The sequence below is a fragment of the Streptomyces sp. NPDC059256 genome (genome assembly GCF_042753785.1).
Taxonomy (GTDB): Bacteria; Actinomycetota; Actinomycetes; order Streptomycetales; family Streptomycetaceae; genus Streptomyces.
The window spans coordinates 1-16,338 of the sequence record NZ_JBHYZO010000022.1; the positions used below are offsets into that span (position 1 = coordinate 1).

General features: G+C 70.3%; 13 protein-coding genes and 2 pseudogenes. 4 read left to right on the top strand and 11 right to left on the bottom strand.

What is annotated here, in order from left to right; translation table 11 throughout:
• A pseudogene (locus ACFXJL_RS29345) lies at window positions 1-254 on the top strand (2-oxoacid:ferredoxin oxidoreductase subunit beta); the annotation flags it as partial.
• 84 nt (window positions 255-338) lie between these two features.
• Here the strand turns inward: ACFXJL_RS29345 and ACFXJL_RS29350 are convergent.
• The 3 genes from ACFXJL_RS29350 to ACFXJL_RS29360 form a co-directional block, all read right to left on the bottom strand.
• Window positions 339-2,768: a bifunctional serine/threonine-protein kinase/ABC transporter substrate-binding protein gene (locus ACFXJL_RS29350; RefSeq protein ID WP_384697303.1), complete on the bottom strand. Its 2,430-nt coding sequence runs from the start codon at window positions 2,766-2,768 to the stop codon at window positions 339-341.
• Between the two features lie 74 nt (window positions 2,769-2,842).
• The gene (locus tag ACFXJL_RS29355) at window positions 2,843-5,035 is read right to left on the bottom strand and encodes a bifunctional serine/threonine-protein kinase/ABC transporter substrate-binding protein (protein WP_384697306.1); all 2,193 of its coding nucleotides are present in this window, start codon (window positions 5,033-5,035) and stop codon (window positions 2,843-2,845) included.
• Complete coding sequence (locus ACFXJL_RS29360; RefSeq protein WP_384697309.1) at window positions 5,032-5,850, bottom strand: hypothetical protein; 819 nt, start codon at window positions 5,848-5,850, stop codon at window positions 5,032-5,034. The genes ACFXJL_RS29355 and ACFXJL_RS29360 overlap by 4 nt, the downstream gene beginning before the upstream one ends.
• Before the next feature lie 401 nt (window positions 5,851-6,251).
• On the opposite strand from ACFXJL_RS29360, the gene rarD reads away from it, so the two are divergent.
• On the top strand, window positions 6,252-7,295 hold the full coding sequence (gene rarD, locus ACFXJL_RS29365; RefSeq protein WP_384697312.1) for an EamA family transporter RarD: 1,044 nt from the start codon (window positions 6,252-6,254) through the stop codon (window positions 7,293-7,295).
• A gap of 28 nt (window positions 7,296-7,323) precedes the next feature.
• Here the strand turns inward: rarD and ACFXJL_RS29370 are convergent, their stop codons facing one another.
• The 3 genes and pseudogenes from ACFXJL_RS29370 to ACFXJL_RS29380 all read right to left on the bottom strand — a co-directional run.
• A complete protein-coding gene (locus ACFXJL_RS29370) occupies window positions 7,324-7,788 on the bottom strand; it encodes a hypothetical protein (RefSeq protein ID WP_384697315.1) in 465 nt (154 codons plus the stop codon).
• Between the two features lie 222 nt (window positions 7,789-8,010).
• On the bottom strand, window positions 8,011-8,412 hold the full coding sequence (locus ACFXJL_RS29375; RefSeq protein WP_358880238.1) for an SRPBCC domain-containing protein: 402 nt from the start codon (window positions 8,410-8,412) through the stop codon (window positions 8,011-8,013).
• A 45-nt stretch (window positions 8,413-8,457) separates the two neighbouring features.
• Window positions 8,458-9,048, bottom strand: a pseudogene (locus ACFXJL_RS29380) (CGNR zinc finger domain-containing protein); the annotation flags it as partial.
• A gap of 226 nt (window positions 9,049-9,274) precedes the next feature.
• On the opposite strand from ACFXJL_RS29380, the gene ACFXJL_RS29385 reads away from it, so the two are divergent.
• Together ACFXJL_RS29385 and ACFXJL_RS29390 are read left to right on the top strand one after the other, a co-directional pair.
• Window positions 9,275-9,724, top strand: coding sequence for a VOC family protein (locus ACFXJL_RS29385; RefSeq protein WP_358880168.1), 450 nt, complete (start codon window positions 9,275-9,277; stop codon window positions 9,722-9,724).
• Window positions 9,725-10,097: 373 nt separating this feature from the next.
• Window positions 10,098-11,420, top strand: coding sequence for a M28 family metallopeptidase (locus tag ACFXJL_RS29390; RefSeq protein WP_384697318.1), 1,323 nt, complete (start codon window positions 10,098-10,100; stop codon window positions 11,418-11,420).
• Window positions 11,421-11,615: 195 nt separating this feature from the next.
• Here the strand turns inward: ACFXJL_RS29390 and ACFXJL_RS29395 are convergent, their stop codons facing one another.
• The 5 genes from ACFXJL_RS29395 to ACFXJL_RS29415 form a co-directional block, all read right to left on the bottom strand.
• Entirely contained in the window at window positions 11,616-12,605 is a 990-nt protein-coding gene (locus ACFXJL_RS29395; protein WP_384697321.1) for an ABC transporter permease, read from the bottom strand.
• On the bottom strand, window positions 12,592-13,527 hold the full coding sequence (locus ACFXJL_RS29400; RefSeq protein ID WP_384697324.1) for an ABC transporter ATP-binding protein: 936 nt from the start codon (window positions 13,525-13,527) through the stop codon (window positions 12,592-12,594). The genes ACFXJL_RS29395 and ACFXJL_RS29400 overlap by 14 nt, the downstream gene beginning before the upstream one ends.
• 105 nt (window positions 13,528-13,632) lie before the next feature.
• Window positions 13,633-14,889: an outer membrane lipoprotein carrier protein LolA gene (locus tag ACFXJL_RS29405; protein WP_384697327.1), complete on the bottom strand. Its 1,257-nt coding sequence runs from the start codon at window positions 14,887-14,889 to the stop codon at window positions 13,633-13,635.
• Between the two features lie 24 nt (window positions 14,890-14,913).
• Complete coding sequence (locus ACFXJL_RS29410) at window positions 14,914-15,063, bottom strand: hypothetical protein (protein ID WP_358880173.1); 150 nt, start codon at window positions 15,061-15,063, stop codon at window positions 14,914-14,916.
• Between the two features lie 189 nt (window positions 15,064-15,252).
• A complete protein-coding gene (locus ACFXJL_RS29415; RefSeq protein ID WP_384697330.1) occupies window positions 15,253-16,278 on the bottom strand; it encodes a CHRD domain-containing protein in 1,026 nt (341 codons plus the stop codon).
• Between the last annotated feature and the right edge of the window lie 60 nt (window positions 16,279-16,338).

Here is a 16,338-nt window from a genome sequence, read left to right on the forward strand (position 1 = left end):
TCACCCCGGAAAACGAACCCCACATCCTCACCCACAACGCCCACAACCCCAACCCCACCACCGCCTTCGCCCTCTCCCGCCTCGCCCACCCCGACACCCTGCACCACACACCCATCGGTGTCTTCCGCAGCACCCAACGCCCCGTCTACGACACCCTCATGAACAACCAACTCGACACCGCCACCGAACAACTCGGCAAAGGCGATCTGGGTTCGTTGCTCGCGGGCAAGGACACCTGGACCGTGGTCGGCTAGCAGGCATCGCCGCACGTGGTCGAGCGGCAGCCGGGGCGCTTCCGACGGAAGCGCCCTCCTTCAAGGGCTCGCCCCGCTCTCCCGTCAGGTGCCCGCGGTCACCTGGAGGTACGGGCCGAGGAAGCGGGCCCTTCCCCCCTCGATCCTGTGCAGATACATCCCCACCCGGCCGGCTGCCTCGTCGAACATCGTGGTCGTCGACCGGAATGCGATGGACTTGCCGACTCCGCTGTAGGCGAGCGTGCGCAACCGGCTCTGCAACGCGCCGTGCGGAAACCGGTCCGTGTTCAGTTCCTCGATCCCCCGGGCGATGAAGTGCACCGCGTCGTACGCCTCCACGGCGAAGCGTTCGACCGTGGAAGTCTTCGCGAGCCTTCGATACGCGGCGCAGAAGTTCTCGGCGCCCTTCAACTGAGTCGCGTCGGCATAGGTCGTCCCGAAGACCCAACCCTCGGCCGCCGGCCCCGCTCCGGTCAGGAACGCCTGGTCCAGCACGGGCTGAATGGCCCCCCTCGGGCCGGTGAACCCCTGGTCGCGCAGGGCCCGGGCGGCGAGCGCGGCGCGGGCGGGCGAGTTCCCCACGTAGACCACCCCGTCCGGCCCGGTGGCCAGGGCGTCCCGGACGACCGACGCGAAGTCATCGCTGTCGGCCGCGATCTTGCTGAAGGTGATGTCGCCCATCGTCGACTTCGTATCCCGCAAGGCCCTGCCGATGTTCCAGGACGCCTGGTCGCCCGCACCGTCCTCGATGGCCGCCACCCGCCGGGTGCCGCGCAGTGCGAAGTACCAATTGACCGGCGTGATCAGCATGTTGTCGACAGGGCGTAGTTCGAAGTAGCTCGTAGCACCTGGGAGCGCGAGCGTGCCGGTGCCGACGACCACGCTGAGGACGGGCAGTTGACGGCTGGTGTACCGCGGAAGGACGGCCCGGGCGACGGCGATGTTCGTCAGCCCCAGGCCGGCCACCACGGATGCGTTCGCCAGGAGCCGGTCCGCCACCGCCACGGCCCGGCCGGGGTCACCGGCGTCGTCCAGCACCGTGAGCCCGAGGTCGAAGGGCCGGTCACGGCGTGCGTTGAACGCCTTCACCGCCAGCCGCGCGCCCAACTCCTGTGCGCGGCCGTCCGCTCGGTGGGGTCCGCTCAGATCTGTCTGGATCCCGATGAGATGACGCGGCAAGGGGCCTTTCCGCCCGCCGTTCACCCCCGTGCCGTCGTTGGACGGACGGTTGGCGAGCCAGGCCGCCGCACCACCGGCCGTGGCCACCGCCGCGGCCGACCCGAACAGCAGGAACCGGCGGCGCGAAGGCCGCTCACTCCGGGCGGGCACGACCACCGTGGGTTCGGGCACCGGTAGGTCGAGTACGCGCGAGGAGCGCTGCGCGATCAGTGCGGGCAGGCCCTCCGGCAGCCAGTCCCCCGCCGCGGTACCCAGCTCCCCATCGGGCTCAGTGGACACGGAGGACACGGAGGACACAGAGGGCACAGGGGGCTCGTCGTTCCTCGTGCGGTCGGGGCCCGTGCCTTCGCCACCATCGGTCGTCGCACGGTCCGTTCCCGTCTCCGGGGCCCGGCCGAACGCCTCCCTGGGGTCGGGCACCACGGCGTCGGCCGCGGGAGCCCTATCCGAGACGGTACCGGCAGCGGGAGCCCTGTCCGGGATGGCGTCGGTCGGGGGCTGGCGACCGGGCGCAGCGCCCTTGGCCCCCGGTCCTCGCAGACCCGCTCTGACCTGTGCCGCCGTGGGACGTTCCGCGGGGTCCTTGTTGAGGCACGCCCTGACCAGCGCCAGCAGCGCCGGGGGGATTCCGTCGAGGTCCGGTTCCTCGTGGACGGTACGGAAGACGATGGCGGCCACCGTGCCCGAACCGAACGGTCGGCGACCGGTGGTGGCGTAGGCGAGCACGCACCCCAGCGAGAAGACATCGCTGGCCGAGCCGATCTCAGCTTCTCCGGTCAACTTCGCCTGCTCCGGCGAGAGATAGCCGGGCGAGCCGATCATGGCATCGGTGGCGGTGAGTGCGGTCGCCCCCGCCGAGCGCGCGATACCGAAGTCGATCAGGCGGGGACCGTCCAACGCCAGCAGTACATTGCCCGGTTTCACATCGCGGTGGACCAACCCCGTCCGATGTACGTCGGTGAGGGCTTCGGCGAGCCGGACGCCCAGGGCCCGAACCGTGTGCTCGGGCAGGGCCCCATGGACGGCGACCGCCTCCGAGAGCGAGGGCCCGGGGACGAACTCCGTCGCGAGCCAGGGCTCACGCGCCTCGGGGTCGGCGCCCACCACCCGGACGACCCAACGGCCGGTGATCCGCCGGGCCGTCTCCGTCTCCCGTCGGAAGCGGGCCCGGAAGCCGGGGTCCGCCGCGTGTTCCGCCCGGATCACCTTGATCGCGGCGAGCGCACCGCGGTCGGACCGGCCGAGGTAGACCACGCCCATGCCGCCCGCGCCGAGTCGGCCGAGCAGCCGGTACCCGGCGATCGAGGACGGATCACCGGTCCTCAACGGCTCCATCCGTCACCCCCTTCTCGACTCTCGGTACGCAGATTCCACCTGGGGACCGATTCGCGGACTGCCACGGCGAAGGCTCAGCCCTTCCCCGGATCCTTCGCCGGGGCCGCCATCACATGGTTGAACCGCCCGCCCTCGACCACGTACAGCTGGGTCCTCGGACTCTTGAGGTCGCCGGTGGCGGCGTCGAACTGGTAGGCGCCCATGACCCCGTCGAACGTCTTCTTCCGCAGGCCGGTCAGCACCGCGGAGGGGTCGGGGAGAGCGCTGCCCCGGGCCGCCCGCACCACTTCGTCGATCATCATGGAGACCGCATCGTAGGACTCGCCCGCGTAGTACCGGGGGGCGGTGCCGTATCGCTTGCGGTAGGCGGCGGTGAAGCGCTTCGCCGGTGCGTGGACCAGCGGGTCGAGCACCGGAGCCGCCACCACCCATCCTTCGGCGGCCTTCCCCGCCTGCCGGATGAACTCCGGTGTGAGCAGGTACGGTCCGCCCACCCGTGGGCCTTCGAACCCCGCGTCGGCAAGGGCACGGGCGCAGTGGACCGCGGAGGGCAGCAAGCCACCGTGGACGAAGGCGTCGATGCCCGCGGCCAGCATCTCCTTGATGATCGGCTCGTAGGCGTCAATGCCGGCGGGGATGACGCGGGGGTGGCAACGGTGGCCGTAGAGCGTGCGCATGGTGTGGTTGATCATGGTGATGTACTGCCAGGCGTAGGAGTCGTCCTCCCGGTCCTGGAGGAGGCCGGGGACCGGGTCGGTGACCTTCCCCTGGAGGAAGTAGCTCTGTAGGAGGTAGGCCAACTGCGAGCCCGCGATGGGGTGCGAGGGACAGGTGCGGATGATCGCCAGGTTCGGCGGCGTACCCGTGGTCAGCAGGTTCAGTCCGGCCGAGACGGTCATCAGGGCCGTGCCCGCCTCGTTGAAGGCGGGCAGTGCGGCCTGGGTGGTGTAGTCGCCGGTGGAGCCGAGGACCGCGAGGACGTCCCGGTCCTCCGCCAGCCGTCTGCCGACCGTGGACGCCTTCGTGGTGTTCCCCGCGTCGTCCACCACCTCCAGTTGCAGGGGGAACGGCTTGTCCTCGCGGGTGTTGTACGACTCCACCGCGAGGCGCGCTCCCCGCTCCTGCTCGATGCCCATCGCCTGCTGGGGTCCGGTGAGATCGGCCTGCACACCGATCACATGCCGTCGCTTCCGCGGTGACGGCCCGGCCTTGTTGCCGTCCTCGCTGCCGCCCAGTGCGGCCCACGCTCCCCAGCCGCCGCCCGCGGCGAGTACCACGGCCCCCGCGCCGAGCAGGAGTCCGCGCCGGTTCGGGGCGGCCTGGGCGGTGGGGGCGCGGGTCTCCTCGATGTCGGGGAGGGCGAGCATCCGTGCGGATCGCTCGGCGATGGTGCGGATGACGTCGGCGGGCAGCCAGTCGGCGCCGAGCGGTGCGTCCTCGACGAGCCGTTCGGCAAGTTGCCCGGCCGTGGGCCGCTGTTGCGGATCCTTGGCCAGACAGGCGCCGAGCAGGGTGGCGAGGTCGTCCTCGATCCCGCTGAGGTCCGGGTCGTCATGGACGGTTCGGTACAGGAGGGCGTCCACCGCGCCCGTGCCGAAGGGCAGTCGGCCGGTGACCGTGTAGACGAGGAGGCAGCCCAGCGCGAAGACGTCGCTCGGCGGGCCGATCTCGGCGCCGCGTGCCTCGGCCTGCTCGGGGGCCAGGAAGCCGGGGGTGCCCACGACCATGTCGGTGGCGGTGAGCGCGGTGTCCCCGGTGCTGCGGGCGATGCCGAAGTCGATCAGTCGCGGGCCGTCCACGGCGAGCAGTACGTTGCCCGGTTTCACATCGCGGTGGACCAGACCAGCCGTGTGGACCGCGGCGAGCGCGCGGGCGATGGCCGCGCCGAGCAGTCGCGCGCTGCGGGTGGGCAGCGGGCCGTGCGCGGCGATGGCTTCGGCCAGGGAGGGCCCGGGGACGAAGGCGGTGGCGAGCCACGGTTCGGGGGCGTCGGGGTCGGCGGCGGTGACGGGGACGGCCCAGGGGCTGGAGACCTGCCGGGCGGTCTCCACCTCGCGGCGGAAACGGGCCCGGAAGTCGGGGTCTTCGGCCTGGTCGGAGTGGGTCACCTTGACGGCGGCCAGTTCGCCCGTATCCGTACGACCGAGGTAGACCACGCCCATGCCGCCCGCGCCGAGTCGGCCGAGCAGTCGGTATCCGGCGATGGTGGAGGGATCCGTGGGCAGGAGGCGCTGGAGGGAGCCGGGCTGCTGTTCGAAGGAGCTCATTCCGACCCCGCCAACTGCTTCTCCACGCGGCCCATCATGCGCACCATGACCTCGACCCTGCTGGTGGCGATCTCCTGGGGGGAGAACCCCTCGGCGCCCTTGGTGACGAGGGCGACGGTGACCTGTCCCAACCGGGACTGGAACCAGCCGTACTCCTGGGGCGGCCCGCCGACTGCGGCGTTGTGGTACTTGCCGATCTCGCCGATGGAGTCCTCGGATGTGAAGTTGCTCCCGGTGCCGTAGACCGAGCCGAGGGACATCAGTTGGGTGATGCGCTCGCCCTCCCGCAACTTCTGCTCGGGGCAGCGCAGTGCCTCCTCCAGGGTGTCCGCCATCTCCCAGTCGGCGCCCTCGGCATCGCGGTGCACGGTGATCGTCGCGGCGACCCGTAGCGGGGCCTTGCCCGAAGCTCCCGGCCGTTCGCTGTAGGAGGTGAGGCTGTAGAGCACTCCGGGCGGTCGGGTACCGCCCTGCCAGACGCAGCCGTCGTCGAGGACGGGCCAGTGACCTGGTGCGCTCAGGAAGGGGGTGCGCTTCACAAAACCGGGGCCCCAGAGTTCGGGGCCGGCGATCGCGGCCTCAGCGAGCCTCCTGGCATCGGCCTCGGTCTTGGGGGCCTTGGCCGGGTCGGGCCTGAAGTCGAGCTTGCTCGGCCCTGGCGCGGGGGCCTCCGATCCGCTCGGCGCGGCTCCGCTCGATGCGCCACCGCCCTTGGTCTCGGTCGGCTCCTCGGACCCTTCGCCCGAACACCCGGTCCACAGCACCGCGCACACCAGCACCCCGCAGCTGGTGCGCAGGGCCCTTCTGTACGCCATGGTTCCCCCCACCGCGTTCCCCCATTGTCGCCAGGATCCTCATCCGGGGCCAGGACGGCCGCTCTTGGCCGGCCGTGGACCGCGGGGCCGGTGACGTGATGCGCCCGAAGGTGCGTCGAAGATCGTCACTGACCGGGAAGGCCGCAGGTCCCGGATCTCTCTGCCGCCTTCGACGCCCACACGGCCCCAACGGTTTCATTCGGCCCTTTCTCGGTCGTATGCCTTCGTATGACTCCTGACGTCTCGGGGCGCCGCCCGAGCGGATCCCCCTCGGTTCCGGTCGTGCGACGGGCAGCGTCGGCACCCACAGTCGGTCATGACCGTATGGCAATACGGACATGACAGTTCAGGGCGGGCGCGCGTACCTTCGAACAGGTGTGGGACAGGGACCTGGAGGACGCGTGAAGCAGGACGGCGAACAGCGGGCGGGGCTGCTCTACGGGATGGGTGCCTACGGCATGTGGGGGCTGGTGCCCCTGTTCTGGCCGCTCCTGAAACCGGCGGGAGCGACCGAGATCCTCGCCCACCGGATGACGTGGTCCCTGGTCGTGGTCGTCGTCGCGCTGCTGGCACTGAACCGGTGGAAGTGGATACGGGACCTGCTGGGCGACCCCCGCAAGCTCGCCCTGATCACCGTCGCCGCCGTGGTGATCAGCATCAACTGGGGCGTGTACATCTGGGCCGTCAACGACGATCGGGTCGTCGAAGCGTCACTCGGCTACTTCATCAACCCCCTGGTCACCATCGCCATCGGCGTCCTCCTCCTCAAGGAGCGACTGCGGCCGGCCCAGTGGGCGGCGGTGGGCACCGGCTGCGCGGCCGTACTGGTCCTCGCCGTGGGCTACGGCCAGGTGCCGTGGGTCTCGCTCGTCCTGGCGTTCTCCTTCGCCCTCTACGGACTGGCGAAGAAGAAGATCAACATCGGGGGTCTTGAATCGCTCGCCGCGGAGACCGCGGTCCTCTTCCTCCCGGCCCTCGGCTATCTGTTGTGGCTCGGCGCCCGGGGCGAGTCGACCATCGGCTCCCAGGGGCCGGGGCACATCGCCCTGCTCGCGACCACCGGACTGGTGACGGCGATCCCCCTGGTCTTCTTCGGAGCCGCGGCCATCCGGGTACCCCTGTCCACCTTGGGACTGCTCCAGTACCTGGCCCCCGTCTTCCAGTTCCTGCTCGGGGTCCTGTACTTCAAGGAGGCCATGCCCGCCGAGCGTTGGGCCGGCTTCGCGCTGGTCTGGCTGGCACTCACCGTCCTGACCTGGGACGCCCTCCGTGCGGCACGGCGTACGAAGGTGGCAGCGGCACGGCTGGTCGCCCGAGGGAGCGCGGTGGAGCCGCTGCCGGTCCCCCAGCCGCCCGTCGACCTTTCGGTCGAGCGGCCGACGGACACCGACGGCGAGAGCGCCGTCCTCGGGGGTACTCGGGACAACGGCACCTCATCCGGGTGAGCAAGGCGCCGGGGCGGGCGCGGGCGACTCAGCCGTAGGCGCCCCGGCAGAGACCGGTCACACTCGGGTCGGTGATGCCGCTGGAGGCATCGCACAACTCCTTCATCTCGCCCTCGGCGCCGGTCTTCGGCACGGCGGGCAGGGCAGGACGGGGTACCGCGGGGTTCGGTCGACCCGCAGGTGCCTGGCGTCCGCCCTGCGAGGGCACTGCTGCGGGGTCCTCTGCGGCTGGTCGTGCCTTCGCATCGGAGGCCGCGCTGCTCTCCGCATCGCGGGCGCGCTTCGAGCCGGCGGGGGTAGTGGCGTCCGCCACCTTCCCGTGCACGTCCACCGGGGTCGGTCTGGCCCCGCCGGGAAGGGGTGAGCGATCCCCGGCCGGGGTCACCCGGGGTGCGGTGGGTCGCTCCGCGGGTTCGGGGGACACGGACATGCACGCGGTGAGACCGACCAACGCGACGGCGGACAAGGACAGGAGGAGGGGGCGCGAGTGCATCCGCCCACTGTCTCGTGAGCCTCGCGCTCACCGCCCGGTACACGCCCGGTCGACGGAAGGTCTCACTCGTTCCTGTGGTTCTGCGGCGCGGGGGACCGTATGCCCGATGTGGGTGACGCGCTCCTGCGATCCGGACGCGCGCAGAGACGGTCGGCGGGCCTTCGCCCATCTGGACGGCGCGGCGGGTGACGGTGTGCCATCGGCCCCGGAGAGCCGGGGATTTCAGTCCGCCACCAGGACGGCCACCACCCGTTCCATCACCGACCGCCAATGGGTCCGCTGGTGTTCGCGCTCCTGTGCGTCCGCCATCCGCTCCTGGTGGAACCGCAGGACGGATCGCCCTTCGCCCGAGGAGGTGACGGCGACCTGGAGGGTCGTCGACCCGTACGTCAGCCGGATGCGATCGCCTGGCCGATAGCCGCGCACCTCGCCCGCGATGCCGTCGACTGTCTCGTAGCTCGCCCCCTTCTCTCGGGGCAGGTCGGCGCCGTCCGACAACTCCCCCAGCCACAGGGCGATCCCCTCGGGGCTCGCGACGAAGTCCCATACGGCGGACACGGGTAGCGGCAGCGTCTTGGACACGCCGATCTGCCAGCCCGCGTCCTGTGTCAGTCCGGTCGGCATGGCTTCTCCTCCATCGCGTTCGAGGGGGCGGGGGGATGTGGGACGGTCGGGGAGCCGGGCCCGGTGCGCCCGGACCTTGTGCCGGTTTCCGCAGTGCTCCATCGCGCACCAGCGGCGACGACCGGGCCGGGATGTGTCGACGAAGAGCAGCCGGCAGTTGCCCGCGCCGCACTCGCGGAAGCGGTGGGCGAAGGGTCCGGTGAGCAGTTCGACGGCGTCGCGGGCGACGGCCGACAGCAGTTGGGTGCCGGTCGCCCCCGGGACCCAACCGTGGTCGCCCCCCGGAGTGAGGCGGGGTACCGGCGGTGCCTGACCGGCCGCGGCATTGACGGTGGCCAGATCGTCGACGGGCAGTGTCCGGCCCTCGACCCGGGCCACGGTGATCCGGTGCAGGGCGTCCCGCAGCAGTCGTGCGCTCCCGACCTCGTCCGGGGTCACCACCGGGTCGAGCCCGCGGGGAAGGCGGCTCTCCTTCGCCCAGCGCACCAGATCGGCCGGTTCGTACAGCACTTCGTAGTGCGCGAGCGGACCTGGGCCGCCCGTGACCAGCAACTCAAGGCAGAGCGAGCCGGGGTCGAAGCGGAAGGCATTTCCTTCCCTCGTGTGCAGGGTCAGTCCTCGCGCGGAATCACTCACGTAACCACTATAAGCGGTTTCAGCAGGATGGCTACGGTCACGGGCCACCAGGGGCGACCCTGCCGGCCCGTACGTCCCATGACATCGGGGCGTACGACTGCTTCCCCGAGCGACTGACATCGCGTGCACCCCATTCGCCCAGCCGCTCCCTCCGCGTGCATCAACGCGCGAACACCCACCCCCACTTGCTTGCAGTTCATCAGACGTAACCCCTATAACTGGTTTCATGGCACTTGACTGGAAGCTCGTCATCGATGCGTCAGACCCCCACACCCAGGCCGACTTCTGGTCGGAGGCGCTCGGGTACGAACGGGAGGACCACAGCGCCCTCATCGCGCGCCTGAGGGAGTACGGACAACTCCCGCCCGACTCCACGGTCCAGGCCCACGGCCGTGACGCATGGCTGGATTACGCCGCCGTCCGGCATCCGGACGACCCCTTCGACTCGACGAACGGAGTGGGTCTTGGTCGTCGACTGCTGTTCCAGCGCGTCCCGGAGGCCAAGACGGTGAAGAACCGACTGCACCTGGACCTCCACCCGGGCACCGAGCGCCGGGCGGCCGAAGTGGCCCGACTGGAGGCGCTGGGCGCAACGGTGCTCGCCGAACAGGACCAGCCCGGTGGACGGTGGACGACCATGGCAGATCCCGAGGGGAACGAGTTCTGCGTGCAGTAGGTCGAACACGTCACCTGCCCTGCGGGGGCGGCCGGACCGCCCATCCGGCCGCCCCCGTAGGGCAGTGCAGGTCAGGGGCCCGCTCTCACCGAAGCAGCGCCCGGAGCCCGATATTCGAACACAACTGACCGGTTTCCGCCCTTGACGGTATGTCGAACAGTCGCTGAACTCTCATGCACACACCGCGCCACTCAGTGCACGGAAATGCGCCTCCCCACGCATTTCCGTGTCACTGCATGCCACTGATGCACGGACCGTTCGCGACCCATGGTTCAGCGCCGCCGCCCCACCGCCCCAAAGCTGCCCTGGAACCGCCCCCTCCAGGCGCTCGCACGTTCCGTCTTGTCCCCGTACGGAATACCGGAGCCCCCACATGAAGATCTCCGTTCCCAGACGCACCGCCGCGGTCGCCGTCATGGCACTGGCCGGGCTGCTCTCCACCGCGGCGCCCGCCGCCATCGCCCAACCGGCCGCGGCCCCGGCGAAAGCCGCGCTCGCGGCCCCCGACATACCACTGGCCAATGTGAAGGCGCACCTCTCGCAGTTCCAGTCGATAGCCACCGCCAACGGCGGCAACCGCGCCCACGGCCGCCCCGGCTACCGGGCCTCCATCGACTATGTGAAGGCGAAGCTGGACGCCGCCGGATACACCACCACCGTGCAGCAGTTCACCACCAGCGGGGCGATCGGCTACAACCTGATCGCCGAGTGGCCCGGCGGCGACCCCAACCAGGTGCTGATGGCCGGCGCCCATCTCGACTCGGTGGCCTCCGGCGCCGGCATCAACGACAACGGTTCAGGCTCGGCCGGCGTACTCGAAACCGCCCTCGCCGTCTCCCGCGCGGGTCTGCAACCCACCAAGAAGCTGCGATTCGGCTGGTGGGGCGCCGAGGAGTTGGGTCTGATCGGCTCCCGCCACTACGTCAGCAGCCTCCCCACCGCCGAGCGCACCAAGATCTCCGGCTACCTCAACTTCGACATGATCGGCTCCCCGAACCCGGGCTACTTCGTCTATGACGACAACGTGGCGTTGGAGAAGGTCTTCAAGGACTACTTCTCGGGCCTCGGCGTCCCCACCGAGATCGAGACCGAGGGCGACGGCCGCTCCGACCACGCGTCGTTCAAGAACGTGGGCATAGCGGTCGGCGGACTGTTCACCGGAGCGGGCCGGCTCAAGACCGCGGCCCAGGCCCAGAAGTGGGGCGGCACCTCAGGCCAGGCGTTCGACCGCTGCTACCACTCGGCGTGCGACACCACCGCCAACATCAACGACACCGCGCTGGACCGCAACAGCGATGCGATAGCCCACTCCATATGGACGCTGGCCACCGGTACGACGGTCCCCCCTGGCACCACCTACGAGAACACCGCCAACGTCACGATCCCCGACAACGGCGCGGCCGTGACCTCCACGGTGACCGTCTCGGGTCGTACCGGCAACGCGCCCGCCGCGCTCGCCGTCGGTGTGGACATCAAGCACACCTGGCGCGGTGACCTCGTCATCGATCTGGTGGCACCCGACGGCAGCGCCTACCGGCTCAAGAACTCCAGCGCCAACGACTCGGCGGACAACGTCATCGCCAACTACACCGTGAACGCCTCCAGCGAGCCGGCGAACGGAGACTGGAAGCTCCGCGTCCAGGACATCGCCGCCAATGACACCGGCTTCATCGACAGCTGGAAGCTGACCTTCTAGGACGCGGCCCAGGGCCACGGCCTGCACCACCCCCGAGGACGCGTCCGCGGCGTCACCCGCCCATATCCCCGCCGCCAGCCACCCCGCGCCCCCCACAGACTGCATACGCGCGCATCCACCCATATGCGCGCGTATGCAGTCATGTCCGTGCCCGGGCCGCGACAGCCGCGACAGCCGCGCGAGAATCCCGCCGGCTCAGCTGTCGATGTCCTTCGTGGTGAAGCGCGCCCAGGCCGCCGAGCCGAACACCACCACGTACAGGGCCTGGAGTTCGAGGTTCTGCCGCACCTCGTCCCAGTACAGCGGCTCACGCATCAGATCCGAGAACGACATCCAGTGGTGCGGGAACAGATACGGGTGCAGGGCGTCCAACTGCGGAATCGTGTCCAGGATCTGCACGGTGATCAGCAGCCCGACCGTCGTCGCCATGGCCGCGATGCCACTGCCGACCAACGTGGAGACGAAGAGCCCGATGGCGGCGATGCCCGCCAGTGAAGCCGCGACGACACCCGCGATCAGCACCGCCCGCAGCAGCCCCTCGCCGAAGGAGATCGTCGTACCGGAGATGGTGGTGACCTCGCCCAGTGGAAACAGCAGCGCTCCCACGGCGAGCGCCGATGCGGCCACGACCAGGGTGGCGATCATGCAGAAGACCAGCACGGAGGCGTACTTGGCGAGCAGCAGTCGAGTGCGCCCGGCCGGAGCGACCAGGAGGTAGCGCAGGGTGCCGGCGCTCGCCTCGCCCGCGATCGCGTCTCCCGCCACCACGCCGACCGCCATCGGAAGGAAGACCGGGAGGGTTGCGGCGAGCGCAGCGAAGACCAGGAAGAGGCCGTTGTTGGTGATCTGGGCGATGAAGGCGGGCCCTTCGCCGCCCTGGCTCTCCACCGACCCCCCGCCGCCGTCGGTCTCCACCCACACGGCGATGCCGAGCAGTACGGGTACGGCCGCCAGCACCGCGAGCAGGGCCAGGGTGCGCCAGCGCCGGAGGGTGATCGACACCTCGGAGGTGAAGAGCCCGAGGGTCCACAGCCATGGGTGCGACCCCGCTGCTGGTGGGGCGGCGATCGTGGCGGTCCCATCCAGGGCAGTCCCATCCGGCGTGGTGCCATCCAGGGCAGTCCCATCCGGCGCGGCGGTGCCGATCGAGGCCCGCCCGGTGTCCGTGTGCTCAGCCCGCGACATCGAAACCCTCTCCTGTCAGTGCGAGGAACGCGTCCTCAAGCGACGCCCGCTCGATGCCGAATCCCCGTACCCGCACCCCTGCGTGGACGAGTGCCGCGCTGAGGTCGGACAGTTCGCCGCCGTCGGGGGGATCGCCGGTCACCCGGTCCTCTTCGACGCTGACTCCGGTGATGCCGAGTTCCTTGAGGAGGCGGGCCGCGTCGACCGGGTCGGGAGTGGTGACGGTGAGCCGGCCGCGCGCCCTGGCCGCCAACTCTGCCACCGGCCCTTGGGTGAGCAGCCGTCCCTGGGCCATCACCGCCGCATGGCTGCACACCTGCTCGATCTCGTCGAGGAGGTGGGACGAGAGGAAGACGGTGGTCCCGTCCGCGGCCAGCTCACGGACGAGGGACCGAATCTCCCGCATGCCCTGGGGGTCGAGGCCGTTCGTGGGTTCGTCCAGGACGAGGAGCCTGCGTGGTTGGAGCAGCGCGGCGGCGAGGCCCAGACGCTGCTTCATGCCGAGTGAGTACGCCTTGGCCTTCTTGCCGGCGGCAGAGGTCAGCCCGACGCGATCGAGCGCTGCGGCCACCCGCGCCCTGCGGGTGCGGGGATCGGCGGTGGGGTCGGCGGAGTCATAGCGCGCCAGATTGTCCCGACCGCTCAGGAACCCGTAGAGCGCCGGCCCTTCGATCAATGCGCCGACCTGGGGAAGCACGGACCCTACGGCCTTCGGCATCGGCCCGCCCAGCACATGGGCGCTGCCCGCGGTCGGTTCGATCAGCCCCATCAGCATCCGGATGGTGGTGGTCTTGCCCGAGCCATTGGGGCCGAGGAAGCCGAAGACGCTCCCCGCGGGCACGATCAGATCGAGTCGGTCGACGGCGAGTTGACCGCCGCGATAGCGCTTGGTGAGACCGTGTGTCTCGATCACTGCTGTCATCCGGCTCCTCGTTCCGCTCGTTCAGCCCTCCGCCCCACCGTACGGGTGTACGGCGGGGCGGAGGGTTCGTGTCCCGGCCGGGTCGGCGTCGGGCGCCGTCACGGCCTACTTGTCGGCGTTGGCGGCCTTCACCAGGGCGTCCTTGGTCACCGCACCGACGTAGACCTCGCCGTCGTCGGTGATCAGCGCATTGACCAGCCGGGTCTTGAAGACGGTGCCCGTGCCGAAGTCGCCCTTGACCTCGTCGCCGAGGGCGTCCAGGAAGTCCGTGGCCTCGGCCGGAACGTCCTCGCCCTCGGGCGGGGTGAAGCCCTCGCCGCCGGGGGTCTTGGCCTTCGCGATGGCGGTCCAGCCCTCGCCGATGACGTCGAAGCCCTCGGCCCCACCGGCGCCCGGCAGGAAGTCCAGACCCGTCCCCTTCGGCAGGCCCTGGGGGGCGTCCTTGGGCGATGTGCCCTCCGTCTGCTTCTCCAGCTCGTCCGCCTCGGTGACCTTCGCGCCCTTCGGCGGGGTGAAGTCGAAGGTGGACGCGGCCGGCTTGGCGAAGTCGACCTTGGTGAAGCCGACGTCGAAGATGGCCTTGCCGCCGCCGCTGGAGTTCAGGGTGAACTTCAGCGGGGTGCCGGTCTTGGCATCGACCGCGACCTTGACCGAGCCGATCGTCGAGCCGCTCTGCTTGGGCTTGATGACCAGCTGGTAGGCGTCGCGCCCGGCGACCTGTGCGGTGCCGTCGACGGACACCGATGTGGTGGTGCCCGCGGCCTTCAGGGCCTCTTCGGCGAAGTCCTTGGGGGTGGTGGGCAGTTCCGCTGCGGGCCCGTCGTCCCCGGCGCCCGAGCCGTCCTTCTTCCCGTGCGCCTCCTTGGCGTGGAAGACCTCGTTCGACCCGCTGTCGTAGGCCCAGACCTCGCCGGCGTTGTGGATCAGGCTGTACTCGGCGTTCTTCTCCAGGATGGAGACCTTCTGGCGGTCGGGGCCGTCGATCGCGACGCGCAGCGTGTGCGATCCGGTCGCCAGCTCCATCAGCTTGCCGTCGGGCGAGGCGGATGAGCTCGCTCCGCCCGCCTCGGATGCCAGACCGTCGGCGAGGGCGCTGATCGCGGGAAGACCGAGGTCCGTCTGGGTCTTCACCATGCCGGAGAGCTGCTCGGTGTCCGATGCGGCGATCTTCTCGATCAGCTCCTGTGCGCTGATCTTCGGCAGATCGGGGTCACCGGAGGCGGCGAGTGCCGGGACGAGCCCGATGGTCGCCGCCGCCACTCCGGCCACCGCGACCGGGACGAAGTAGCGCGCCGCCCTCCGGCGCCCCGCGCTGAAGCCCTTCGCCTCGTCGGTGCTCTGTGCGCTGTCGTTCGGTGCCATGGTGTGCCCTACCTCCGTGGTCGGTCAGAAGCGGTCTCGCTCAACAGCCGGGCGCCGGTGGACCGTCGCCGCGCCGTGCCGCCCGGTCAGGGCCTTCTCGTCGCCCGGCTGCCGTCCCGCTCTGCGTCCGGCTGCTGTTCCGCTGTCGTCTCGCTCTGCTGTGGTGTTATCCATCTGACCAAATCATCGGCACCTAAGGCGTCAGTCCCCGGGTGCAAGTCGTCGTACTGCTGAGGGATGACGAACGGGTCCGGCGCCTCCCCCATCCAGTAGGGGGAGGCGCCGGGCTGCGGTTCCGGGAGGCTCTTTCGCCCGCTGCGGGGGCACTCCAGGAGGAGGCGCGGTCGGCGCCGGACGGGTCGACTACCTCTGGATGAAGACGTAGTCGGCGCGGTAGGGGACGGTGATGACCGCGCCCTTGAGGCAGGTCCCCGCCGGGGCGACCCCGCCCACCGTGTTCAACCGCAGGATCTCCTGGGTGCGGGCGAGCAGCCCCTTCTTCGCGCCGTACTGCGTGGCCCTGAGGTCGAGTTCGGGGATGTTGCCATCGCCGTGGGGTGTTCGGCTGATCAGGGTGCCGGTGACCGCGCTGCGATCGGGTGCGGTCCACCGGGGCGTGCCCGTACCGGGTGCGACGAACGCATGGGCGATGGGCCCCCGGAGCGTGGCGCGGACGTCGTACTGCCCGAACGCGTACGTACCGTCCGCGGCCTGCTGGCAGCGGTAGATCTGGCGTCCCCTGATGACGGACGCCTGGAGGTTCACCAGGGCCTTGTCGAAGGGGAACGCCGTGGTCACCTTGTGGAACTGGGCGCGGACGGCCCCGCCGGGGAATCGGGCGGTGTGAAGGTTGGCGTAGTGGTCGTTGGGGTTGGTGCGAAACGCATCGAGGAGGGCCTTGTCCTTCACCGTGACGGTCCCGGTCACCGCGCCCTCCCATCCCTTGACGGGCGGGGCGCTGCGGGCCAGCAAAGGGGTGAAGTCGATCTTCAGCACACCGTTGGTGCCCCTGGCTCCCCGGTGGATGTGGAGCGCGGTGGGCTTGTCCGTGCCGCGGAACTTCACCGCGACGGAAACCCGCATCCCGTGCACCTTCACGAATTGCAGTGCTGCGCCGTCGCGGTCGCCGACGGCGGGCCCGGACGGTACGGGGACCTCGTTCGCACCGTTCAGACTGGCCACGAACAGGGCCGCGCCCCGGGAGTCGCTCTCCTCAGCGGTGCTCCCGCCGCGCCCGGGCCGCACATCGGCGTCCCCGTGCCCCGCGTGGGTGGCACCGCCCGTGGGCTGTCCGCCGTCGGCCGCGAACGCGGGCAGGACCGAAAGCCCTAATCCGGCCGCCGCCATCACGGCCGTGGTACCGATCACGAGGTTCTTGGTGCACTTCATCAGTAGATCTCCCCCTACTGAGCCTGACGCCCCGTGCGTTGGCTTCTACGCACCAGTACG